This is a genomic window from Ancylobacter radicis, from assembly GCF_018449475.1.
GTDB classification, from domain to species: Bacteria; Pseudomonadota; Alphaproteobacteria; order Rhizobiales; family Xanthobacteraceae; genus Ancylobacter; species Ancylobacter radicis.
In genome coordinates, this window is sequence record NZ_JAHCQH010000004.1 from 156,913 (window position 1) to 179,875 (window position 22,963).

Below are 22,963 nucleotides of genomic sequence, written 5' to 3' on the forward strand. Positions count from 1 at the left end.
ACGAAAAAAGGGCCCCTCGCGGGGCCCTTTTGCTTAGGTCGGGCAGGCGGGTCGGGAAGGCGGGGCGGAGCCCGCAGCCTGCCAGACCGGCGGGCGGGCCGGAGCCCGCCGCGCGCATCGCTTCGGGTTCAGTCGAGACGACCGGCCGCGTGGGCCAGCAGGGTGTAGACCTTGCCGGTGTCGGAGGTCAGATAAGTCTTGGTGAGCTGCTCGCCGCGCTCGTCGCGCCCGACCTGCTCGATCAGCCGCTCGAACTCGCCGATATAGCGGTCCACCGTGTCGCGGAATTCGAGATCGCGCCGGTACTTGCGGCGGATTTCCTCGAAGGTCTGCTGGCCCTGCATGGTGTAGAGCCGGCGGGTGAACACGTTGCGTTCGCCGCGCTTGTAGCGTTCCCACAGATCGACGGCGGCCTCATGGTCGATCATCCGGGCGATGTCGACCGAGAGCGAGTCGAGCGACTCGATGGCGTGATGCACCGGGCGCTCGACCTCGCGCTCGCTGCGGCGGTTCTCGGGCTGGCGACCGCGCGGGGCGCCGGGGGCGAGCGAGGGGCCTTCATGGTCGGCGCGGGCCAGCAGCTCGGACAGCCAGCCGCCCTGAGCTTCGCTGGCCGGACGGGCCGGCGGGGCGGGCGGTGCCGCCGGGCGGCGCGGCGCGGGAGCCGGGGCCGGCGCGGGACGCGCGGCGGCCGGGCGGGGCGGCTCGTAGCGCGGCGCGGCCGGAGCCGGGCGGACCTGATCCTGTCGCACCTGCTCCTGACGCGGCGCGGCGGGAGCCGGGCGCGGGGCGGGCGGGGCGACCGGCGCGGGGCGCTGGGCAACGGGAGCCGGCGCCGGGGCGGGACGCTGGGCGACGGGAGCCGGGGCAGGCGCCGGCATCACCGGGACCTGCATCACCGGAGGCTGCATGACGGGCGGCTGCATCACGGGAGCCTCGATGACCGCCGCCGCCGCCACCGGGGCGGCCACGGGGGCGGGCTGCGGCAAAGGCTGCGGGGCGCGGGCGCGCACGCCGCTGTCGACATCCAGCGTGCGGCCATGGCGCGAGACGATGTCGTTCAGCTCGGCCAGAGCCTTGATCTGCTCGGCGATGGTGCGGCGCATGGCCGAGGCGTTGGCCTCGGTCTCCTCCGGCAGTTCGAGGATGCCGCGCTTCATCTCCTCGCGGGTGGTCTCCAGCATGGTCTTGATCGCGGCGATCGAGTCGCGCAGTTCCTCGGCCGTGCCGGTGAAGCCGTTGCGGGCCTCGCCCATCAGCGCGTTCACCTCGTCGACCGCCTGGCGATAGGTCTCGCGCAGCGAGGCGAGGGTGCGCTCGCGCTCGGCCTCGGTGGCGCTGCGGATTTCCTCCTGCTGCGCCACGATGGTGCTGGTCGACTGGCTGGCGGCTTCCAGAATGGTCTTGGACAGCTCCGAGACGCGCTGCTCGGCCTTGCCGAAGGTCTCCTGGATGGAGCGGGCATAGGCGCCGAGCCGCTGGTCGAGTTCGGCGGTGCGCCCGCCGACCTTTTCGGCCAGCTCCAGCAGCGCCTCGTGGCGGCCGCCGAGCGTCTCGTCGAGATTCTCGTGAGCGGCGCCGAGCGCGGTGGCGACGCTGGTGATGATGCCGGCCTGCTGGCTGAAGTTCTCGCTGAGCGAGGTGACATCCTGCAGCACGCTGCCGGACACTTCACGCAGCTCGCGGATCTGCTCGTCCATGCGGGTGGACGCGCCGCGGCTGGCTTCCTCGACGCTGTAGACCGTGTTCTGGAAGGTCGAGAGGCGCTCGCTGATCGCGCCCTCGATGGAGGCCAGGTTGTTGGCCGAGCCGGCCAGCACGTCCTGAAGCTGGACATTGACCTCGCCGAGGCGCTCCAGCAGCGACGAGACGTCGCCCTGCAGCGCCTGATTGGTGGCGGCGATCTCGGCGACGGCGGAACGCCCGCTCTCGGCGATCGAATCGATGAGGCCGGCGCCACGCCCTTCGAGCGTGCTGACGAACTCCTCGGTGAGGCGGGTCAGTTCGCCGGAGGTGTAGTCGGCGGTCTGGCGGGCCGCGTCGACAATGGTGCTGCCGCGCCCGTCGAGGGCCGAGACGAACTCCTCGGTGACGCGCGACAGCTCGCCCGAGGTGAATTCGGCGGTCTGGCGGGCGGCGTCGACGAGGGTGCTGCCACGCCCGTCAAGGGCCGCGACGAACTCCTCGGTGAGGCGGGACAGCTCGCCCGAGGTGAATTCGGCGGTCTGGCGGGCGGCGTCGACGATGGTGTTGCCGCGCCCGTCCAGCGTCTGGACGAATTCGTCGCCGACGCGGGACAGTTCGGTGCTGGCGAATTCCGCCGTCTGGCGGGCCGCATCGACGAGGTTGGTGCCGCGCTCGTCGAGGGTGCGGATGAAGTCCTCGGTGAGGCGGGTGAATTCGGAGGAGGTGACGTCGCTGGTCTGGCGCACGGTCTCCACGAGCTGCGAGCCGCGCCCGTCGAACTCGGCGAGCAGGGCATCGCTGGCGCGGGCGATCTCGTCCACCACCTGGCTGCTGACATGTTTGACGGTGTCGACGAGATGCGAGCCGCGCCCGTCGAACTCGGTGAGCAGGCCGTCGCCGGCCCGGGCGATCTCGCCGGTGACCTGGCCGCTGAGCTGCTGCAGGGCGGAGACCACGTCGCCGCTCTGGTTGTTGAGGGTGGCGAGCAGGTCGTCGCCGACCCGCGCCATTTCGGTGGTGGTGGTGTGGCTGGACCGCTGGAAGGCGTCCAGCAGGCCGGCCGTGCGCTGCTCGACCGTGTTGAGCACATCGTCGCTCATCTGCATGAGCTGGTCGGCGCGCCCGCCGGTCGCCTGCTCGAAGGCCGAGACGATGGCGTCGGAGCGGGTTTCCAGAACGTGCAGCAATTCCTCGCTGGCGCGGGTGATGTCGTCCACGGCGCCGGCGCGGGTGTTGTCGAGCGCGCGCACCAGATTGTCGCGATGGTCGTCGATGGCGGCCAGCAGCTCGCCGCTGGCGCGGGAGATTTCGCTGGTGATGCCGAGGCTGCGGTCTTCCAGCGCGGCGAGCAGGCCGTTGCCGCGCTCCTCGACGATGCGGGCGATTTCCTCGGTGCGGGAGTCGAACAGCGAGGTCACTTCGCCGGCGCGGTCGACCAGGGTGCGGCTGACATTGTCGACGAGGTTGGTGAGGCTGCTCTCGATCTCGCCCGCCTCGTTGCGCAGCTGGCCGGCCACGGCGCCGATGCGCTGGCCGAGCAGGTCCGCCATCGCGGCGCCGCGCACCTCGACCGAGGTGGCGACATTGTCGATGCGGCCGATGACGGTTTCCTCGAAGCGGCTGACCCGCTGGTCGAGCGTGTCGGCGATCTCCTGGGCGCGGGCGGCGAGCGTGCGGTCGGCCTGCTCGATGCGGTCGCTGAGCTGCTCGGTGACGGCGCCGGCGCGGTCGTCGAAGAAGTTGCTGAGCACGTCCAACGAGCGCGTCATGGCGTCGTTGGCCTTCATCGCCCCATCGGTCATGGTGCGGGCGGCCTGGTCCATGCGCTCGCCGATGCCGGCGGTGACTTCCTGCGCATGCTGGGTGAAGAAGCCGTCCAGCACGCCGAGCGACTTGTCCATCGCATCGGTGGCGAGGCGGGCGCCCTCGGTCATGGTCTGGGCGAATTCCTGGGTGCGGCCGGCCAGCGTCTCGTTGAGGCCTTCCACGCCGCGGTCCAGCACGCCCTCGATATTGGCGATGCGCAGATCGAGCGAGGAGGCGACCTGCTCGGTCTTGGCGGTGATCTGGTCATCAAAGCCGGCAAGATTCGCGTCCATGGCGCGGGTGATGGCGTCGACGCGCTCGGTGATGCGCTGGACCACATCCGAGCCATTGGTCTGGAGCACGGTGTCGAAGTCGCGCAGCCCGTCGGTGATCTGGCGGCCGAGCAGCGAGGTGTCGGTGGCGATCCGCTCGGCGAGCTCATTGCCGCGCACCGCAATGGTTTCCTCGAGCATCTGGAGGCGGGAGGTCAGCATCTCGCGCACCGCTTCGGCACGGTTGCCGAGGGTCGAGGTGAGCTGTTCGGCGGTGTCGCGGAACTGGTCGGTGGCGCGGTTGCCGCGCTGGGAAATGGCCTGCGCCACCTCGTCGCCGGCGAGCGTGATCTGCTCGCTGGCCGCGGTGCCGCGATAGCTGATGTCCTGCGACAGGCGGCTGGCGGCTTCCGCCAGCGTGTCATGGGCATTGGCGCCGGCATCGGAAATCTGATGCACCACGCGCTGGCCGGTCTCGCCGAGCAGGCGCTCCAGCTCGGTGCCGCGCACGGCGATGGTGTCGTAGATGCGGTTGCCGGTGTCAGCGATGCGGTCGGCGAGGTCGTCGCCGCGCACGGTGATGGTCTCGGCGACGCGGTTACCGGTCTCCTCCAGCTTGCGCACCACTTCGCCGCCGCGCACCGACATGTCGAGCACGAGGGCGTCGCCGGTGGACTTCAGCGTGTGGTTCACCTCGCTGGCGCGGATGGCGATCTCGTCGGCCAGACGCGTGCCGGTGCCGACCAGCGCCTCGGTGATGTCGTCGGAACGGGCCGCGAGCGTCTCGGTCAGGGTGTGCGTGGTGGCGGTGAGCTTCTCGCCCATCTCCGTCGTGCGGGTGGTGACGACGTTGGACAGCTCGGTTGCCGTGGTCAGCAGCCGCTCGCCGATCTCGTCGGTACGGGCGGCGAGGGTGTCGGTCAGGTTGGCGGTGACGCCGGACAGGCGGGTGGTGATCTCGTCGGTCTGCGAGGTCAGGGTCGAGATCAGGTGCTCGCTGGCGTCCGACAGGTTGGTGTTGACGTCGGAGCCGGTGGCCTGAAGGCGGTCGATCAGGTCGCCGCCCTTCTCGGTGAGGGCGTCGATGATGGTGTCGCCGACGCGGCCGAGCGCGAGCGTGATGTGCTCGCCCTTGTCGGACAGCGTGCCGGTGACGCGGTCGGCGGCCTCGTTGATGGTCGCGTTGATGCGTTCGCTGACCCCGTCCACCTCATGGGTGAAGGAGAATTGCGCGCTGGAGATGGTCTCGCGCAGATGGTCGGCATGGGTGAGGATGAGCTCGCGCTCGCCCTGGAGCCGCTCGATGAGGTGGCGCATGCGCACCTCGTTTTCCTCATAGGCGTGTTCGAGCGAGGAAATCTCGCTGCGCACCAGCGCCTCAAGCTCGCTGGCGCGGGCGATGGTGCGCTCCACGCCGTCATCCATGGCGGCGACCTCGCGGCGGACCACCTGGCTGACATTGACCACCGCCTCGGTGGTCGACTTGTCCGGCTCGGCGATGCGGATCGCCACCTGCGCCATGGAATGGGCGACGATGCGCATTTCCTGCATCCGGCTCACCATCGAGGCGAGCACGAAGAAGAACACCGGCGGCACGACGAGGCTGGCCAGCGTCGTCAGCAGCGCGGTGGAGGAGAACAGGTCGGCGCCCGGCTGGCTGAACTGGGCATAGGAGATCAGCCCGCCAAGACCGAGCCACAGCGCCGAGGCGCCGGTGGCGAGGTAATAGGGCGTGGGCGGCGGGCGGCGCTGGAGCGCGGAGAGCAGCTGGCCAATGGTCTGGCGGTCGTCATTGGCGGCGCGCGGGCCCTGCGGCGCCGGACGCGGCGCGCGGCGCGGCTCCTCGCCGGCGAGGGGTCCGGCGGCCATCGTCCCGGCCGCAAGCGTGGCGGCGGCACCGGCGGCGAGGGCCGGCGCGATCATCGCCCCGGCGGCCGCGGAAACGGACGGGGCCTCGGCATGCGGCGCGGGCGGGGAATCGGTATTCGGGCCGAAATCGAAGCGGGGCTCATGCGTCGCGTCCGGCTCGGACGCGGTGAGCGGGAGATCGAAGGCCGAATGGGTGAAATCGTCGCCGGCGGTGAAGTCGTCCGGGGCCGGCTCGCCGTCGAGGTCGCTGGCGCTGAGGAAGGAGGGCTCGTCGAAGATCGGGTCGCGGAAGGCGCTGTCGCCCGCCGGGTCGTAACCCGCGCCGGCACGTTCCTCGATGCGCGGGCTCTGCGGCTCGCGGGCGGGCGGCAGATCAAGCGACAGCTCGGGCGGCTCGCCCTCGATGGCGCTGCGCAGATGCGCGTCCCCGTCCGTCTCCGGCGAGGTGGCGATCGCGTCTTCGCTCGCAAGATCGAGGTTCAGGGCCTCTTCAATGGCCGACAGGGCGGCCTCGGCGGGGTCCTGATAAACCTTCTTCGTATTCGTCGACATCGGCGCCTGCCTCCGGTCCGTACGCTACTCCGACCGGCTTGCGCCGTCGGCCCGGGGTTCCGCGACAGACTGCCACCTCGCACGCCAGGGAAAGCCCTGGGACTTGACGAGAGAAGCGGCAGTCCACCGCACCTTTATCTTACGCTCTTGCACAATAAAAATGGAACTGGGGTTAATGCGGCAATTGAGGTTATCGTTAACGGCCTGTTCACCATGCCCGTAAACACCTTGTTCACCTCCCCGGCCGGAGCGGTTGCTTGGCGCGAATCGAATGCCGCGAACGGCAGCGGGGTAAGGTCGCGGCTCTGGCAATCGCGCGCCATGGAGGCTAGATAGGGCGTCTTCCTTTTAATTCTTCAAGAGCGTCGAAGCCCATCATCATGGCCAAGATCACCTTCATCGACCCAGCGGGAACCGAACGCACCGTGGAGGCACAATCCGGCTCAACTGTGATGGAGGCGGCGATCCGCAACGGCGTCCCCGGCATTGATGCCGAGTGCGGCGGCGCCTGCGCCTGCGCCACCTGCCATGTCTATGTCGACGAGGCCTGGACGGCGAAGACCGGTGAGCCCGGCCCGATGGAAGAGGACATGCTGGACTTCGCCTCCGACGTGAAGCCGACCTCGCGGCTGTCCTGCCAGATCAAGATCAGCGACGCGCTGGACGGGCTGGTCGTGCGCACCCCCGAGCATCAGGGCTGACGCTCCGCCGGATCGTCACGCGCTGTCCTCTTTCGCCTCGCGGGTGATGAGCCCGGAGGCGACGTCCTTCAGGGCCGGGGCGGGCAGGGCGACGAACGGCAAAGGCCGCGTCACCTCGATGGCGGCAAGCCCCAGCCGCGCGGTCAGCAGCCCGTTCACCACGCCCTCGCCAAGCCGCGCCGAGAGCTTGGCGGCAAGGCCGTGGCCGACCACCTGCTGGATCAGCGAATCCCCCGCCGCCATGCCGCCGGTGACGGCGAGATGGGCGATGACCTGCCGGAACAGCCGGATCATCCCCAGCGTGCCCGGCCGCCCGCCATAGAGCAGGGCAAGGCGGCGCACGAGGCCGATGGCGGTGACCAGCACGAAGATGAGATCGACCGCCGCGCGCGGCGACACCGCCGTGACCACCGACACCCGCTTGGCGGCGGAGGAGACGAGCCGCGTCGCCTCCGCGTCGAGCGGGGCCATCAGATGGCGCTCGGTGAGGCGCACGAGGTCGGCGCCGTCGATGATGGCGTCGAGATGCGAGGAGAGTTCGGTGCGGGCGCGGTACAGCCGGGGCGAGGCGCGGGTGACGGCCAGAAGCTCCTGCGCCACCCCTTCCGCGAGGCGCCGGTCGTCCTTGGCGACTGCGTCGGCGGCGCGTTCGCGCAGATCGTTCAGGGTCTTCAGCCGCATCAGCCCGAAGGCCTCCCGCGCGAGGATCGCCAGCCCGCCGAGCACCAGCGCGGCGGTGAAGGCGAGCCCGACATAGCCGAGCCAGTCGGCACGGGCGAAGAGGTCCTCGATCAGCTTGGAGACGGCGAGGCCGATGCCGAGGCTGACGAGGCCGCCAAGCCCGGACCAGAACAGCGTGGCCCAGCGCGAGGCCTTCGGGGGCGGGACCGGTAGCGGCATATCCTCCGTTGGCTCCAGCGCGGCGGGGGTGGGCGTCACCACGATGGCGCCGCGCGGGGCGGCGCGGCCTTCCTCGGCAAACACCACATCGGGATCGTCGAGGCGGAAGGCTTGCGGGCGGCGGGGGGAACGGTCGGTCATGACGTCTTCATTTCAGCCGGTCGCCGAGCAGGAATTCGAGCGCCCGGTCGAGGCGTATATGGGGCATGGGCAGCGCATCGCCATCGGCGTTGCGCGTCACCAGCGGCGGGCGGAAGCGCAGGAAGCGGAAATCCCCGCCCTGCGCATCGGCGAGGCCCTTGAAGCCGAGGGACGGATCGAACAGGGCGGACGGGTTCTCCGGCAGGTCGCCGGGGAAGACGGCGGCTTCCGCCAGCCCGTCGAAATCATCGGCGCCGTGCTGGCCGGCTTCCGGCACGCCGACAATGGCCGGCAGATGCGCGCGGCCGCGCTTCACCATGGCCTCGCGGGTGGCCCGCACGGCGGCAAGCGCCACCACGTCGATCTCCGCTCCCGCGCCTTCCGCGCGGCCCAGCGCCCGCTCGACCAGCCGGCGCAGGATCGCCTCCAGCGGATCATGGCTGGTGTGGTGCAGATGGTCGGCCTTGGTGGCGGCGAACAGCACCTTGCCGATGCGGTGGCGGAACAGCGCCGAGAACCAGGAATTCCGCCCGACGCGGAAGGCGGCGAGAATGCCGTCGAGCGCGGCCTCCAAGTCGGCTAGCGCCGCCGGGCCGGCATTGAGCGCGCTCAGCACGTCGATCAGCACGATCTGCCGGTCGAGCCGGGCGAAATGGTCGCGGAAAAAGGGGCGGACCACATTGTCCTTATAGGCCTCGAAGCGCCGGCGCATCATGGCGTGCAGCGAGCCGGGCTTCGCCTCCTGTCCGGGCGAGAGGTCGAGCGGGGCGAAGGTGAGCGCGGGCGAGCCTTCCAGATCGCCGGGCATGAGGAAGCGGCCGGGCGGCAGCAGGCTCATGGAGACCGTCTCGGCCCGGCAGGCGGCGAGATAATCGGTGAACAGCGCGGCCAGCTCGCGGGCATGCGCCTCGTCGGCCGGGGCATCCGGGTCGAGGCTTTCCAGCCGCCCGAGGAACAGGCCGGCCAGATGCCGGCGGGCCGGGGCGCGGGCGAGGCTGAGGCTGTTGGCGGCGAAGGTCGCGAAATCCTGATCGAGCAGCGGCAGGTCGAGCAGCCACTCGCCGGGATAGTCGACGATATCGAGCATGAGCGAGCGGCGCCCGCCGCGCGCCGGCGCATAGTCGATGGCGAGGCGCAGTTCGCTGATGCGGCGGGTGGAATCGGGCCAGCGCCGCTCATCGACCAGCGTGGCGAGATGACCCTCATAGTTGAAGCGCGGCACGTCGTCGTCCGGCTGCGGCTCCAGACGCGCGCTCGCGATCCGTCCCTCATGCATCGCCCGGAACACCGGCAGCCGTCCGCCACGGGCCAGCGCATGGACCAGCGCGGTGGTGAACACCGTCTTGCCCGAACGGGACAGGCCGGTGATGCCGAGGCGCAGCGTCGGGTTCGCCAGTTCCTCCGCCCGGTCCAGCAAGGTGAGGGCGGTGAGGCGGGCCTCGTCGATCAGTTCTTCATACCAGGAGGGCAATGCGGCTCCTCACTCCTTGTCCCGGGGCACGCCCAGCGCGCGCGGCGTGACGAAACGTTCCAGCTCTCCCTCGCCGGCGGCGAGGCGCGCCCAGTCGTCCGAGGGCAGGTCGATCACGGCCAGGGCGCCGGTCGGGTATTTCGGCAGCACCTTGAGGCGGTGGGCGCGCTTGAGCAGCCGCGCCGCCAGTTCCTCCATGCCGGGATTGTGCCCGACCAGCATCAGCGGCGAGCGGCCGTTCTGGGCGCGGATGATCTCCATCAGGCCATCGGCCGAGGCTTCATAGATGCCCTCCTCGAAGACGGGCGGCTCATGGGTCGGCCAGTCGCGCGTGGCAATATCCCAGGTCTCCAGCGTGCGCCGCGCCGGGGAGACCAGCGCATGGGCGGGAACAAGGTGGTTCTCGGCCATATAGGCACCGATCGCCGCCGCGCCACGTTCGCCGCGCGGGGCGAGGGGGCGGTCGCGGTCGGGCACGCCCTCGGGCCAGGCGGATTTGGCGTGGCGCAGCAGAAACAGGCGGAGCATCGCGGTCCTCGGGTGAGGGGAGTTCACGGGGTCGATACCGCCATTATAGGGGCGGAATGACGGCACGCCCTGCGTCGCCGTGCCTCGCGCACAAAGGCGAGGTATCCGGGGGCCGGTCGCGTCCCGAGCGCGGGTGAAAGACGGCGTTAAGGCTGTCGCGCACGATTTTGACGGTTACGTAACAGCAATTGGCGTCGTGACTTTTCGGCCACCACAGGCGCCCTATCCTCGTATATGTATGACAGGAGTTCTTGAGCAGGGTTTGGCCAATGCGTTCGATCGCGACGACGAGTCTTCTGGTGCTGGCGGGTTCGCTGGGCCTCTCCACGCTCGCCGCCGCGGCGGACATGACCATGTCGGCGCCGACTGTTGCTCCCGCTCCCGCCTCGATCGACCGGGAATGGACGCTGACGCTGGGCGGCTATGCCATGGTGCAGCCGGATTATCCGGGCTCGGACGATTACGAATTCGGCTTCAAGCCGATCATCAGCATCTCGCGCGCCGACAAGCTGAGCCGCTGGCGCAGCTTCAACGACAATGCGAGCATCGCGCTCTACGACACCGGCGTGATCGAGGCCGGTATCACCGGCAAGATCGACTGGAAGCGCGACACCGATGATTCGGACGATCTGCGCGGCCTGAACGATGTCGACTATGCCTATGAAGTCGGCGGTTACGCCCAGTGGTACCCGGTGGACTGGCTGCGCCTGCGCGCCGATCTGCGCTACGGCTTCGGCGGCTTTGAAGGCGCGGTGGCCGATTTCGCGGTGGACGCGATCTATTTCACCGAGTTCTGGGGCGGCATGGCGATCTCGGCCGGTCCGCGCATGACGCTGGCGAGCTCGGGCTATATCGACGCCTATTACGGCATCACGCCTGAAGAATCGGCGGCGGCGATGGCGCTCGGCAATAATCTGAGCGCCTATGAAGCCGGCGGCGGCATCTATTCGGTCGGTGTCGGCGGGCAGATCCTCAAGCGTTTCACGCCCAACATTCTCGGTTCGGTGTTCGCCGAGTACAAATATCTGCTGGACGATGCGGCCGACAGCCCGCTGGTCGTGCAGAATGGCGACCGCAACCAGTTCCAGGCGGGCGTCTCGCTCTCCTACACCTTCTTCCTCGGTTTCGAGTGACCGATTCGCGCGGTTGATCCGGCGCCAAACCAAGCAATCTGTTGATGAACGCCCCGGCGCCGCAAGCTCCGGGGCGTTTTGCTGTGATCTGTGCAAGGCTGCGGTATCCCGGCGCTGGCGTGGGGGCCAAGGTTGGCCCGGCGTTTGCCTGTGGTACCGGCGGACCCGCCTGGAATCAGCGCCCAAGGTGCTGATAAATCCAACGTTTCATGTCGTGTGCGTGACGATGAGAAATGTTGTACCGGGCGATCCGGCGGTCTATAAGCGGCGCCCGAAGGGGTGCCCCCCGAACACGAGGACGAAGGCCGATGTCGGTGGAGATCGACCAGGAATATCGCCCCCGCGAGGACGAGCCTTTCATGAATGAGCGGCAGCGGGAGTATTTCCGCCACAAGCTGCTCGCGTGGAAGGAGGACATCCTGCGCGAGGCGCGTGAGACGCTTCAGCACCTTCAGGACGAAAACCAGAATCACCCGGACATAGCCGACCGGGCCTCGTCGGAAACCGACCGAGCCATCGAGCTGCGGGCGCGTGACCGCCAGCGCAAGCTGATCGCCAAGATCGAATCGGCGATCGAGCGGATCGATGACGGCTCCTACGGCTATTGCGAGGAGACCGGCGAGCCGATCTCGCTCAAGCGCCTCGAAGCCCGGCCGATCGCCACGCTGTCGATCGAAGCTCAGGAGCGTCACGAGCGCCGCGAGCGCGTCTATCGCGATGATTGATCCGCGCGACGACTGATCCGCGCGACGACTGATCCGCATCGCCGATACCGACCCATGAAAAGGGCGACCCGTCATCCGGGTCGCCCTTTTTCGTTCTGCCGGGAGCTGCGCTGATCAGGGGCGGCGGTTGCGGCCGAGCAGGCTGGCCATCTCGATCTCGAACGGATCGTCGCCGGGCGCGGCCGGACGGTCCTGCGCGGTCGGGGCGAGCACGTCCGGCGAGGCCGCCTTCGGGGCAGCGTCACTGGTCTCGGGGGGCAGAATGTCGGTCGGGAGAACCGGGATCGGTGCGTCCGCCCGTCCCTCGGGCGAGGGCTTGGGGGTGTCGGCAGGCGAGGCGGCGGGGATGGTGACGGCGGGAGGCGTCCCGACCGGCTTGGCTGCCGCGACATTGAGCAGCTTTGGTTCGTCCTTGGGCGCCGCCGGGGCGACAGCTTCCACGGTCTTCATGTCCGGCACCGGGCGCGCGGGCGCGCTGGCGCTCACGGTGGCGGTGGCGACCGTGACCTGGGCGCTGCGCGCGGTCTCGCCATTGCCGGTCGGCCGGCGCAGCGTCTCTTCGAGCTGTTCCACCATGCCGGCGAAGAACGGGTCGAGCTTCACCGCGACGCGTGGGCCGCCTTCGGGCTTGTCCGGCGCGGCGCTGTCCAGACGCGGCTCGGTGCGTGGCTCGGGGCGCAGTGGCGCGCGCGGGCGGACAGCGGGTTCAGTCACCGGGCGCGGCGGGGTGACGGGATCGATGTCGAGCCGCGGTTCGGGCATGGCAACGGGCGCCGGCTCCTCGGCCGGAGGGGCCACCGGCGCGGCGCGGCGCGGCGCGGCCGGACGGAACAGCGCGCCGGGCTCACGCGCCGGGGCGGGCCGCTCCGCCGCGCGGGGGGCGGGCTCGCGCAGCGGCGCAGCTTCGCGCAGCGGCTCGGGCTCGCGCGCGCTCTCGGCGGCCGGCGGCTCGCGGCGCGGTTCGTCGAGGAACACCGGGCGATGGTGCGGGGCGTGCTCGTGATGGCCATGGTCGTGGTGGCCATGCTCGTGATGCGCATGCGGGGCCGGCTCGGGGGCGTGCAGGCGCACCTCGCCGGCGCGGATGCCGCTTTCCACAAGGAAGTCGCTGCCGCCGCCGAGGATCACCAGATGCTGCACCTCATCGCGCTGGATCAGCACCAGCCGGCGGGTCTGGTCGATCGGCACCTGGTCGACCACCGCCAGGCGGTGGCCGGCGGCGAGGGCATGAGAGCCCCGGCGGCGCGCGCGCCGGCTGAGAACGAGCGCGAGCAAGGCCAGCACGGCGAGGCCGCCAAAGGCCAGCCAGGGGCCGAGCGCGCTCAGTGAGGTCAGAGTTTCCGCCATGAGGTTGGCTCTCCTGCGAAGGTCGGGCGTTCCGCTTTCCGGTGGCCCGTTCGCGCTCTTTGTGTCGCGTAAGCCGGTCGCGGGCAAGGGGTGGGCAGGTGGTGGGGCAGCGAGCGGGGCAGGGGGACGAGTCGAGGAAGGCCTGCATGCCCCTGCGCGAACCGCCCGCGCGATCGCCCGGCGGGGCGGCGCGAAATCGGGCATGGGGGCGAATCGCGCTTGCTCCGCGCCAGCGGGTCAGGCACCAAGAAGGGGTAATGAATCGCTCCCGGCTGCGTCGCGCGGGAGCCTCTTGGCTTGGACATGGCGGATAGCGGACACGACGATCCCACTCTCTCCCGCCTCGAGATCGGCGGCAGCATCCGGCTGGTGCTGGTGGTCGCGCTGGCCCTTGTCGGCGCCGTCGTGTCGCTGCTTCTGCTCGGCCGGGAAAAGGCCGATCCCTGGATCATCGGGCTGCTGACCGTCCTTGCCGTCATTGGTGTGTTCGCGCTGTTCGCCTATGCGGCTGGCCTGCTGCGCTTCGGCCTGCCGGATGCGCGCGACGAACTCGCCCGGCGCGTCGTCGACAGCGCGACCGAGGGCATGAGCGTGGTCGATTCGCTCGGCCGCGTGCTCTACGCCAATCCGCGCTATTGCGAGATCATCGGCGCGCCGAGCCCGGACGAGGCCCGCCCGGTCGAGCGCCTGTTCACCAGCGATCCCGATGCGTCCGAGGCGGTCTACCGGCTCGCCCAGGGCGTGCGCGAGGGCCGTGCTTCCAGCGAGGAAGTGCGCATCGCCACGCCCGGCCAGCCGGTGCGCTGGCTGCGGCTCGGCGCCCGCCCGGCGCCGGCGGGCCAGCGCGGCGGGCGCTGCGCGGTGTGGACGGTGAGCGATCTCACCCGCGAGCGCGAGCGGCAGGAGACGGCCTTTCTCGAACTCCAGCACGCCATCGACTATCTCGACCACGCCCCCGCCGGCTTCTTCTCGGCGGCGGGCGGGGCGATCCACTACATCAACGCCACGCTGGTCGACTGGCTGGGCTATGACCTCGCCGAGTTCGGGCCGGGCGGGCTCTCCGTGGCCGATCTGGTGCCGGGGCCGGCGGCGGCGCTGCTGACCAACATCGCCCCCGTGCCGGGCGGCGTGCGCACCGAGGTGCTGGATCTCGATCTGAAGCGCAAGAACGGCCAGACCCTGCCGGTGCGCATCTGGCACCGCGTCGCCTTCGCCTCGGACGGCACGCCCGGCGCCTCGCGCACGCTGGTGGTCAACCGCTCGCGCGAGGACAATGCCGGCGACCCCGCCCGCGCCGCCGAGGTGCGCTTCGCCCGGTTCTTCCACAATTCCCCCATTGCCATCGCCACGGTGGACAGCGAGGGGCGGATCGCCCGCGCCAACGCCATGTTCGCCCGGCTGTTCGGCGGGCGCGAGGCGGCGCGCGGGCGGCGGCTGGTCGAGGTGATCGGCGAGACGTCCCGCGTCACCTTCGAGAGCGTGATCGAGGCGGCGGTGAAGGGCCATACGCCGCCCAGCCCGCTCGACATCGCCGCCGAGCGCGATGGCGGGCGCTCGGTCCGCTTCTATGTCGCGCCGGTGGAAGACGACGCGGCGGGCGGCGAGGCGGCCATCGTCTATGCCATCGACACCACCGAGCAGCGCACGCTGGAGGCGCAGTTCGCCCAGTCGCAGAAGATGCAGGCGGTCGGCCAGCTCGCCGGCGGGGTGGCGCATGATTTCAACAATGTGCTGACCGCCATCATCGGCTATTCCGACCTGCTGCTGGCCAATAGCCGGCCGACCGACCCGTCCTTCCAGGACGTGATGCAGATCAAGCAGAACGCCAACCGGGCCGCCGGGCTGGTGCGTCAGCTTCTCGCCTTCTCGCGTCGCCAGACGCTGCGCCCGCAGGTGCTGAACCTCGGCGACGTGATGAGCGACCTGTCCATGCTGCTGCGCCGCCTGCTGGGCGAGCTGGTCAAGCTGGAGGTCAAGGAAGGCCGCGACCTCTGGCCGGTCAAGGCCGACCTCAACCAGTTCGAGCAGGTGATCGTCAATCTCGCGGTCAATGCCCGCGACGCCATGCCGGAGGGCGGCACACTCACCATCCGCACCGCCAATGTGCCGGCCGAGCAGGCCGAATTCTACGCCGAGGCCGGCCTGCCGCGCGCCGACCATGTGCTGGTCGAGGTGTCCGACACCGGCACCGGCATTCCCCCGGCGATCATCGACAAGATCTTCGAGCCGTTCTTCTCCACCAAGGAAGTGGGCAAGGGCACGGGGCTCGGGCTGTCCACCGTCTATGGCATCGTCAAGCAGACCGGCGGTACGCTCCAGGTGGAGAGCGAGGTCGGCCACGGCTCGGTGTTCCGCGTGTTCCTGCCGCGCCATGTGCCGGATGTGGTGGAGATTCCCGCCCGCGTCGAAGTGGAGGCGCCGGCCAAGCCGCAGGACCTGACCGGACGCGGCACGCTGCTGCTGGTCGAGGACGAGGAGGCGGTGCGCGCCTTCGCCGCCCGCGCGCTGGTCTCCCGCGGCTATCAGGTGCTGGAGGCCGGTTCCGGCGTCGAGGCACTGGAGGTGATGGCCGAGCATGGCGGCGAGGTGGATCTCATCCTTTCCGACGTCGTCATGCCGGAGATGGACGGCCCCACCCTGCTGAAAGAACTGCGCGGCACGCATCCCGACATAAAGGTGATATTCATGTCGGGCTATGCCGAGGAAGCCTTCGCCAAGAACCTGCCGGAGGGCGCGGATTTCGGCTTCCTGCCGAAACCCTTCACACTCAAGCAGCTTATCGAGGCGGTTAAGAAAAGCATGGGGCGCAGCGACACCTAAGCTGCCGTCCGCACACGAGTTCGGAGAGACCGCATGAGCACCGCGACGGAAAACGTCTTCAAGACCCTTGCCGCCGACCATGCGGGGCGCGCGACGCAGAAGGTGGCGGCCCTGTTCGCCGAGGATGGCGAGCGGTTCGCCCGCTTCTCCGCCTCCTTCGAGGACATGCTGCTCGACTACTCCAAATGCTCGATCGCGCCGCAGACCCTGTCGCTGCTGCTCGACCTCGCCCGCGCCGCCGGCGTCGAGGAAAAGCGCGCCGCCATGTTCGCGGGCGTGCATATCAACCTCACCGAGGACCGGGCGGTGCTGCACACCGCCCTGCGCAACCGCACCGCCACGCCCTTCGTGGTCGACGGGCAGGATGTGCGCGGCGATGTCGCCACGGTGCTGGCCGATATGAGCGCCTTTGCCGAGGGCATCCGCTCCGGCGCGCTGAAGGGCGCCACCGGCAAGAAGATCACCGATGTCATCAATATCGGCATTGGCGGCTCGGACCTCGGCCCGGTGATGGCGACGCTGGCGCTGTCGCCCTATCATGACGGGCCGCGCGCGCATTACGTCTCCAATGTCGACGGCGCGCATCTGTACGACACCATCAAGCCGCTCGATCCGGCGACCACGCTGGTGATCGTCGCCTCCAAGACCTTCACCACGCAGGAGACCATGTCGAACGCCGCGAGCGCCCGGCACTGGATCGTCGAGGCGCTCGGCGAGGCGGCGGTGGGGCACCATTTCGCGGCAGTTTCCACCGCGCTCGACAAGGTGGCGGCCTTCGGCATCGCCCCCGACCGGGTGTTCGGCTTTTGGGACTGGGTCGGCGGGCGCTATTCGGTGTGGTCGGCGATCGGCCTGCCGGTGATGATCGCGGTCGGGCCGGAGGATTTCGGCCGCTTCCTCGATGGCGGCCACGCCATGGACGAGCATTTCCGCACCGCGCCGCTGGAGGCCAATCTTCCCGTCCTGCTCGGGCTGGTCGGCATCTGGCACCGCGACGTGTGCGGCTACGCCACGCGCGCGGTCATTCCCTATGACCAGCACCTCGCCCGCCTGCCGGCCTATCTCCAGCAGCTCGACATGGAGAGCAACGGCAAGCGCGTGACGCTCGACGGCACGCCCGCCGCCCATGATACCGGGCCGGTGGTGTGGGGCGAGCCGGGCACCAATGGCCAGCACGCCTTCTTCCAGCTCATCCACCAGGGCACCAGCCCGATCCCGGTCGAGTTCCTGATCGCGGCAAACGGCCATGACGAGGACGCGCTGCCGGGGCTGAAGCGCCAGCACGCCATGCTGATCGCCAATTGCCTCGCCCAGTCCGAGGCGCTGATGCGCGGGCGCACGCTGGAGGAGGCCAAGGCACAGTTGCTGGCCGCCGGCCGCGACGAGGCGAGCGCGAGCAAGATCGCCCCGCACCGGGTGTTCCCCGGCAACCGGCCCTCCGTGACCCTCGCCTATGACCGGCTCGACCCCTACACGCTCGGGCGCATCATCGCGCTCTATGAGCACCGCGTGTTCGTGGAAGGGGCGATCTGGAACATCAACAGCTTCGACCAGTGGGGCGTCGAGCTCGGCAAGGAACTCGCCAACACGCTGCTGCCGGCGGTGGAGAGCGGGCAGGCCTCGGCCGACCTGTCCGCCTCGGCGGCGGGGCTGCTGCGCCATCTGACGGGCAAGTAGTCTCAACCGTCATCCCGGACGCCGGCGCAGCCGGCGAGCCGGGATCGCTCGCCTCGCCATGCGCGATCCCGGATCGGCGGATGGCCGTCCGGGATGACGACCAAGAGTTCAGAGGGAACCCATGATCCGCACCGTCGCCACCACGCCTTTCGAGGGGCAGAAGCCCGGTACGTCCGGCCTGCGCAAGAAGGTGAAGGTCTTCCAGCAGCCGCATTATGTGGAGAATTTCGTCCAAGCGCTGTTCGACAGCCTGTCCGACTTCGAGGGCGAGACGCTGGTGATCGGCGGCGACGGCCGGTTCTACAACCGCGAGGCGATCCAGACCGTGATCCGCATGGCCGCCGCCGCCGGCTTCGGCCGGGTGCTGGTCGGCAAGGGCGGCATTCTCTCCACCCCCGCCGCCTCCTGCGTCATCCGCAAGCATGAAGCCTTTGGCGGCATCATCCTGTCCGCCAGCCACAATATGGGCGGCCCGGAGGGCGATTTCGGCATCAAGTACAATATCGGCAATGGCGGCCCAGCCCCGGAATCCGTCACCGACGCGATTTTCGAGCGGTCGAAGACCATCGCCGAATACAGCATCAGCGATGCGCCCGATGTCGATCTCGATGCGCTCGGCCTCACCCGCGTCGAGGACATGGTGGTCGATGTCATCGACCCCGTCGAAGATTATGCCGAACTGATGGGAACGCTGTTCGATTTCGACGCGATCCGCGACCTGTTCGCCACCGGCTTCACCATGCGCTTCGACGCGATGAGCGCAGTGACCGGTCCCTATGCGCGGGCGATCCTCGAGGAGACGCTGGGCGCTAAGGGCGGCACGGTGGTGCATGGCGAGCCGCTGCCCGATTTCGGCGGCCATCACCCCGACCCGAACCTCGTCCATGCCAAGGACCTGTACGACCTCCTGATGTCCGATCACGCCCCGGACCTCGGCGCGGCCTCCGATGGTGACGGCGACCGCAACATGATCATCGGTCGGGGCCTCTATCTCACTCCGTCGGATTCGCTCGCCATCATCGCCGCCAATGCGCATCTGGCGCCCGGCTACAAGGCCGGCATTGCCGGCATCGCCCGTTCCATGCCGACCAGCGGCGCCGCCGACCGCGTGGCCGCCAAGCTGGGCATCACCTGCTATGAGACGCCCACGGGGTGGAAGTTCTTCGGCAATCTGCTCGACGCCGGTCTTGCCACGGTCTGCGGCGAGGAGAGCTTCGGCACCGGCTCGAACCATGTGCGCGAGAAGGACGGTCTCTGGGCGGTGCTGATGTGGCTCAACATCCTCGCCGTGCGCCGGCAGAGTCTGGCCGACATCGTCAGCGAGCATTGGGCGGCCTATGGGCGCAACTTCTACACCCGTCACGATTATGAGGAAGTGGATGCCGCCGCCGCCGATGGCCTTGTCGGCGAACTGCGCCGGCGCCTCGACGGGTTGCCGGGCACGGTGATCAACGGCCTCACCGTCGAGAAGGCGGATGACTTCGCCTATCACGACCCGGTCGACGGCTCGGTGACGACGCGCCAGGGCGTGCGGATATTCTTCAGCGACGGCTCGCGTATTGTCTATCGGCTGTCGGGCACGGGAACGGCCGGGGCGACGCTGCGCGTCTATATCGAGCGTTTCGAGCCGGATGCCGACCGCCACGGCATCGACACGCAGGAGGTTCTGGCCGACCTGATCGAGATCGCCCGCGCGCTGCCGGACATTCCCGGCCGAACCGGCCGCGCGGCGCCGAACGTCATTACCTGAGGGCCGACACTCTCTCGATACCCATCAACGAAAACCGCGCCGCGTTGATTACGCGGCGCGGTTTTCACATTCTGCCAGAATGAAAGGCGAGGGAGAGGAGGCGGGTCAGCCGCCTTCGCCGCCATAGCGCAGCGCGCTGGTCCAGTGCATCTCCAGCCTGCGCAGCACATTATAGGCCACGCTTAACTCCATCGCCTCGGCATCGTCGCGGGGCGCCCGATCGGCGGTCTCGTGCATGGAGCGGATGGCTTCGCACAGGCTGACCGCCTTCGCCGTCAGTCTGAGACGGGCGGAGCGGCGGTCGCGCAGCGATGGCGAGCGGTGGACATAGCCGCCCTCGACCAGTTGCTTGAGATTGTAGGAGGCGTTGGAGCCGAGGTAATGGCCGCGCTCCAGCAGGTCACGCACCGACAATTCGTCGCTGCCGATGGTGAACAGCAGCATGACTTGCGAGGGACTGATGTCGTCAGTGCCGAGCCGGGTCAGCTCGATCCGCAGAAGATCGAGAAAGCGGCGATGCGCGCGCTCGATCACACGGGCGATTTCCAGATGGTTGATGACGAACTCGGACGGTCCATCCGCGGCGGGTGCTTCCGCCATTGCGGACATAAGCTGCGCCGGATTCGACGCGACCTCATCGTTCAGTTCTTTGGCCGGCCTTACTACCATAAGCGTTGCCCCTTTCTCGGTTTGCGCCCTCCCCGGAAAGGACGCCCCCGACGGATCGCGATTCCATAACGCTTTACAGGCGAACCATGACGGAATTCGCGCCTTTCGCAAAGCGGTAAGCTACGGTGGTAGAAAGAAAATCGGCGCGTGTCATCGCCCTTCGGCAAGTACAGATTGTATTTCTAGATATTGACGGTTCTCATTTACCGGGAAAATGGGCGCAAGATTGAGGCAAACCTGCGCACCACCTCGCTAGGTTTCCTGAAGATGGGATTCCAGGAACCAAAGCGCTTTGTCGAGCGAACGGGAGGCCGCGGTGAAGATATCGGCCGTGGTCGGGTCGCCGGCTTCGTCCGATTCGCCGATCGCCTTGCGCACGCTGTTGGCGACGGCGCCGTAGCGCGCGGCCATTTCCTTGAGATGATCGCTGACCTTGTAGATGTCGGTCGGATAGGGCTTGAGATGGGTCATCTCGGCCACCGTCTGGGTGGTGCCCAGAGCCGTGCCGCCAAGCTGGACGACCCGCTCGGCTATGGTGTCGTTATGCCCGTCCAGCTCGGCGCGGAACCCGTCGAGCATCTCGTGCACGGCGATGAATTGCGGGCCCTTGAGGTTCCAGTGGGCCTGCTTGGTGGCGAGGGCGAGATCGAGTCCCGCGGCCAGATTGGCATTGAGAAGGTCGATGGCGACCTTTTTGGCGTTGGAGGGCAGGTCGTTGGACGTCTTGTGGGTCGGCATGGTCGCTCCTCTGCGGCTTCCGGCATCGCCATCATGGCGCGTTCGCGCCCGTGGCGACACTGGTACGTGGATGGAGAGCAAATTGGCCAGTTAAGCCCGAGGTCAAGGGCCGGGCGCGCTCACGCCTTTCGGTTGTGCAGGATGCGGCCGATGAAGTTGAGCAGCACCTGCGCCGCCAGGATCGAGGTCACCCCGCCCGGATCATATTCGCGGGCGACCTCGACGAGATCCACGCCGATCACCGTGCCGCGCTTGGTCAGCCCGTCCAGCAGTTCCAGCACCTCGTAATAGGTGAAGCCGCCATGGCTGGGCGTGCCGGTGCCCGGCGCGATGGAGGGGTCGAAGCCGTCAATGTCGATGGTGACGTAGTAACGCTTGCCCTCGGGGATACGGGCGAGCACGGCCTCCGGGCCGAGCTTGCGGATCTGCCGCACGCTGAGAATGTCCGAGCCCATGGAGCGCGCCGCCTCATAGCCCTCGCGGGCGGTCGAGGAGACGTTGCGGATGCCGAGCTGGGTGAGTCCGGTGACATAGGGCTTCTCGGCTGCCCGGCGCAGCGGGTTGCCGTGGCCACGGCGCACGCCCTTGCGCTCATCCACGAAATCGAGATGGGCGTCGAACTGGACGATGTGGAACGGCTCCTCATCGGCGAACGCCTCGATGCAGGGAATGTTGACCGAATGGTCGCCGCCGAGCACCACGGGCAGGGCGCCCGCCTTGAGGATCTTGCGCACGCCATATTCGATATTGGCGTGGCTCTGGTCGGTGTCGGTGTGGATCATGTCGGCGTCGCCGATATCGACGATGCGAGTCTTCTCCGCCGCCAGATAGGTGACGTCGTCCTCATGGTCATAGGCGCCGGCATGGCCGAAGGAGAACAGCGTCGAGGCCTCGCGAATGGCGCGCGGGCCGGAGCGGGCGCCCGAGCGCCATTGCGTGCCGAGATCGAAGGGCGCGCCGAGAATGGCGACATCGGCGTCGATCCGGTCCCAGTCGAGCTGGAGCGGGTATTTGCCGAAGGTGCAGATGCCGACGAAGGGCAGGTCGAGCCGCCCGCTTTCATAGCCATGGGCCATCAACGCTTCCCCTTGGTCTCGACAACGCCCGCGAGCACGCAGAGCAGTTCGAACATGATCGTGGCGCCGGTGAGCGCGGTGAGGCCGGACGGGTCGAAAGGCGGGGCGACCTCGACGAGATCGGCGCCGATCATGTCGAGCCCGTCCAGCAGGCGAACCATTTCCTGCGCCTCGCGGGTGGAGAAGCCGCCGATTTCCGGCGTGCCGGTGCCCGGCGCCTGCGAGGGGTCGATGCCGTCAATGTCGAAGGTGACATAGGTAGGCCGGTCGCCGACGATGGCGCGCGCTTCCGCCATCACGTCGGCGACGCCGCGGGCGACGAATTCCTCGATGAAGATGATGCGCACGCCCATCGCGCGGGCATAGTCGTAATTGCCGGCATCCGAGATGGCGCCGCGCAGACCGATCTGCACGAAGCGTTTCGGGTCGACCAGCCCTTCCTCGATGGCGCGGCGGAACGGGGTGCCATGGGTGTAGCGGGCGCCGTTGAAGAAGCTGTCATAGGTGTCGGAATGGGCGTCGAACTGGATCAGGCCGACCGGCCCGTCGCTGGCGAGGCCGCGCAGGATCGGCAGGCTGATGAGATGGTCGCCGCCGGCGGTGAGCGGCAGCGCCCCGGCCTCGCGCACGCCCTTGTAATGCGCGGTGATGAGGTCGAGCGAGCGCATCAGGTCGAACGGGTCGGTGATGACGTCGCCGCAATCGGCCACGCGCGCCCGGTCATAGGGCGACAGGCCGGTGACGTGATGCACCCGGCGCATCAGGCTCGACTGGTTGCGCAATTCGCGCGGGCCATGGCGGGTGCCGGCGCGGTTGGTGGTGCCGAGGTCGAAGGGCAGGCCGAGAATGGCGATGTCGACCTCGGAGGGCTCGGCCACCGGCAGGCGCATGAAGGTCGGCAGACCCGCATAGCGGGGGATGCTGCCGGAATCGAGGGGCTCGAAGGCGTGGGTCATGTACGGTCTCGCTACGAGGGCGCGATGAGGCGTGGGATCGTTGGGGCGGCGGAGGTGCCGCGTGCTTCGAGACGCGGGGCGTTGCCCCGCTCCTCAGCATGACGACGTTGGGCTCCGGTCCTCGTCATCCTGAGGTGCCCGGCGCA

Annotated in this window: 15 protein-coding genes; 6 read left to right on the forward strand and 9 right to left on the reverse strand. The window is 68.8% G+C overall.

The genetic code is table 11. The annotated features are described in order from the left end of the window. Nucleotides 1–128 precede the first annotated feature (128 nt). Complete coding sequence (locus KIP89_RS00970; protein ID WP_213753542.1) at nucleotides 129–6,185, reverse strand: apolipoprotein A-IV repeat region-like domain-containing protein; 6,057 nt, start codon at nucleotides 6,183–6,185, stop codon at nucleotides 129–131. 380 nt (nucleotides 6,186–6,565) lie between these two features. On the opposite strand from KIP89_RS00970, the gene KIP89_RS00975 reads away from it, so the two are divergent. Continuing rightward, entirely contained in the window at nucleotides 6,566–6,886 is a 321-nt protein-coding gene (locus tag KIP89_RS00975; protein ID WP_213753543.1) for a 2Fe-2S iron-sulfur cluster-binding protein, read from the forward strand. 15 nt (nucleotides 6,887–6,901) lie between these two features. Here KIP89_RS00975 and KIP89_RS00980 read toward each other — a convergent pair whose 3' ends face one another. The 3 genes from KIP89_RS00980 to KIP89_RS00990 are packed head-to-tail and all read right to left on the reverse strand — an operon-like array spanning nucleotide 6,902 to nucleotide 9,926. After that, the gene (locus KIP89_RS00980) at nucleotides 6,902–7,927 is read right to left on the reverse strand and encodes a YcjF family protein (RefSeq protein ID WP_213753544.1); all 1,026 of its coding nucleotides are present in this window, start codon (nucleotides 7,925–7,927) and stop codon (nucleotides 6,902–6,904) included. A 7-nt stretch (nucleotides 7,928–7,934) separates the two neighbouring features. Further along, entirely contained in the window at nucleotides 7,935–9,398 is a 1,464-nt protein-coding gene (locus tag KIP89_RS00985; RefSeq protein WP_213753545.1) for a YcjX family GTP-binding protein, read from the reverse strand. Between the two features lie 9 nt (nucleotides 9,399–9,407). Further along, nucleotides 9,408–9,926 carry a SixA phosphatase family protein gene (locus KIP89_RS00990; RefSeq protein ID WP_213753546.1) on the reverse strand — a complete coding sequence of 173 codons (519 nt, stop codon included), beginning with the start codon at nucleotides 9,924–9,926 and terminating at the stop codon, nucleotides 9,408–9,410. Between the two features lie 269 nt (nucleotides 9,927–10,195). Here KIP89_RS00990 and KIP89_RS00995 point away from each other — a divergent pair, with 269 nt between their 5' ends. Together KIP89_RS00995 and dksA are read left to right on the forward strand one after the other, a co-directional pair. Then, nucleotides 10,196–11,059: a MipA/OmpV family protein gene (locus KIP89_RS00995; protein ID WP_213753547.1), complete on the forward strand. Its 864-nt coding sequence runs from the start codon at nucleotides 10,196–10,198 to the stop codon at nucleotides 11,057–11,059. 308 nt (nucleotides 11,060–11,367) lie between these two features. After that, complete coding sequence (gene dksA / locus KIP89_RS01000; protein WP_213753548.1) at nucleotides 11,368–11,784, forward strand: RNA polymerase-binding protein DksA; 417 nt, start codon at nucleotides 11,368–11,370, stop codon at nucleotides 11,782–11,784. Nucleotides 11,785–11,898: 114 nt separating this feature from the next. Here the strand turns inward: dksA and KIP89_RS01005 are convergent, their stop codons facing one another. Beyond that, entirely contained in the window at nucleotides 11,899–13,131 is a 1,233-nt protein-coding gene (locus KIP89_RS01005; RefSeq protein ID WP_213753549.1) for a flagellar biosynthetic protein FliO, read from the reverse strand. A 303-nt stretch (nucleotides 13,132–13,434) separates the two neighbouring features. Between KIP89_RS01005 and cckA the strand changes: the two genes are divergently transcribed. The 3 genes from cckA (at nucleotide 13,435) to KIP89_RS01020 (ending at nucleotide 19,378) form a co-directional block, all read left to right on the forward strand. Next, complete coding sequence (gene cckA, locus KIP89_RS01010) at nucleotides 13,435–15,951, forward strand: cell cycle histidine kinase CckA (protein ID WP_213753550.1); 2,517 nt, start codon at nucleotides 13,435–13,437, stop codon at nucleotides 15,949–15,951. Nucleotides 15,952–15,984: 33 nt separating this feature from the next. Further along, on the forward strand, nucleotides 15,985–17,628 hold the full coding sequence (pgi, locus tag KIP89_RS01015; protein ID WP_213753551.1) for a glucose-6-phosphate isomerase: 1,644 nt from the start codon (nucleotides 15,985–15,987) through the stop codon (nucleotides 17,626–17,628). Between the two features lie 121 nt (nucleotides 17,629–17,749). Further along, nucleotides 17,750–19,378: an alpha-D-glucose phosphate-specific phosphoglucomutase gene (locus KIP89_RS01020; protein WP_213753552.1), complete on the forward strand. Its 1,629-nt coding sequence runs from the start codon at nucleotides 17,750–17,752 to the stop codon at nucleotides 19,376–19,378. A 105-nt stretch (nucleotides 19,379–19,483) separates the two neighbouring features. On the opposite strand, the gene KIP89_RS01025 is transcribed toward KIP89_RS01020, so the two are convergent. The 4 genes from KIP89_RS01025 to speB (KIP89_RS01040) form a co-directional block, all read right to left on the reverse strand. After that, nucleotides 19,484–19,978 carry a MarR family winged helix-turn-helix transcriptional regulator gene (locus tag KIP89_RS01025; RefSeq protein WP_250152099.1) on the reverse strand — a complete coding sequence of 165 codons (495 nt, stop codon included), beginning with the start codon at nucleotides 19,976–19,978 and terminating at the stop codon, nucleotides 19,484–19,486. Between the two features lie 321 nt (nucleotides 19,979–20,299). Beyond that, on the reverse strand, nucleotides 20,300–20,785 hold the full coding sequence (gene dps / locus KIP89_RS01030) for a DNA starvation/stationary phase protection protein Dps (RefSeq protein WP_213753554.1): 486 nt from the start codon (nucleotides 20,783–20,785) through the stop codon (nucleotides 20,300–20,302). Between the two features lie 119 nt (nucleotides 20,786–20,904). Continuing rightward, nucleotides 20,905–21,861 carry an agmatinase gene (gene speB / locus KIP89_RS01035; RefSeq protein ID WP_213753555.1) on the reverse strand — a complete coding sequence of 319 codons (957 nt, stop codon included), beginning with the start codon at nucleotides 21,859–21,861 and terminating at the stop codon, nucleotides 20,905–20,907. Continuing rightward, nucleotides 21,861–22,817, reverse strand: a complete 957-nt coding sequence (speB, locus tag KIP89_RS01040) for an agmatinase (protein WP_213753556.1) — start codon at nucleotides 22,815–22,817, stop codon at nucleotides 21,861–21,863. Before speB (KIP89_RS01040) ends, speB (KIP89_RS01035) begins: the two co-directional genes overlap by 1 nt. Nucleotides 22,818–22,963 lie beyond the last annotated feature (146 nt).

What these genes read in the sequence shown, in the direction of transcription:
- KIP89_RS01025 (WP_250152099.1), bottom strand. Translation starts at nt 19,978, where the DNA reads ATGGCGGAAGCACCCGCCGCGGATGGACCGTCCGAGTTCGTCATCAAC.
- pgi (WP_213753551.1), top strand. Translation starts at nt 15,985, where the DNA reads ATGAGCACCGCGACGGAAAACGTCTTCAAGACCCTTGCCGCCGACCAT.
- KIP89_RS00970 (WP_213753542.1), bottom strand. Translation starts at nt 6,185, where the DNA reads ATGTCGACGAATACGAAGAAGGTTTATCAGGACCCCGCCGAGGCCGCC.
- KIP89_RS00980 (WP_213753544.1), bottom strand. Translation starts at nt 7,927, where the DNA reads ATGACCGACCGTTCCCCCCGCCGCCCGCAAGCCTTCCGCCTCGACGAT.
- dps (WP_213753554.1), bottom strand. Translation starts at nt 20,785, where the DNA reads ATGCCGACCCACAAGACGTCCAACGACCTGCCCTCCAACGCCAAAAAG.
- cckA (WP_213753550.1), top strand. Translation starts at nt 13,435, where the DNA reads ATGGCGGATAGCGGACACGACGATCCCACTCTCTCCCGCCTCGAGATC.
- dksA (WP_213753548.1), top strand. Translation starts at nt 11,368, where the DNA reads ATGTCGGTGGAGATCGACCAGGAATATCGCCCCCGCGAGGACGAGCCT.
- KIP89_RS01005 (WP_213753549.1), bottom strand. Translation starts at nt 13,131, where the DNA reads ATGGCGGAAACTCTGACCTCACTGAGCGCGCTCGGCCCCTGGCTGGCC.
- speB (WP_213753555.1), bottom strand. Translation starts at nt 21,861, where the DNA reads ATGGCCCATGGCTATGAAAGCGGGCGGCTCGACCTGCCCTTCGTCGGC.
- KIP89_RS01020 (WP_213753552.1), top strand. Translation starts at nt 17,750, where the DNA reads ATGATCCGCACCGTCGCCACCACGCCTTTCGAGGGGCAGAAGCCCGGT.
- KIP89_RS00990 (WP_213753546.1), bottom strand. Translation starts at nt 9,926, where the DNA reads ATGCTCCGCCTGTTTCTGCTGCGCCACGCCAAATCCGCCTGGCCCGAG.
- KIP89_RS00975 (WP_213753543.1), top strand. Translation starts at nt 6,566, where the DNA reads ATGGCCAAGATCACCTTCATCGACCCAGCGGGAACCGAACGCACCGTG.
- KIP89_RS00995 (WP_213753547.1), top strand. Translation starts at nt 10,196, where the DNA reads ATGCGTTCGATCGCGACGACGAGTCTTCTGGTGCTGGCGGGTTCGCTG.
- speB (WP_213753556.1), bottom strand. Translation starts at nt 22,817, where the DNA reads ATGACCCACGCCTTCGAGCCCCTCGATTCCGGCAGCATCCCCCGCTAT.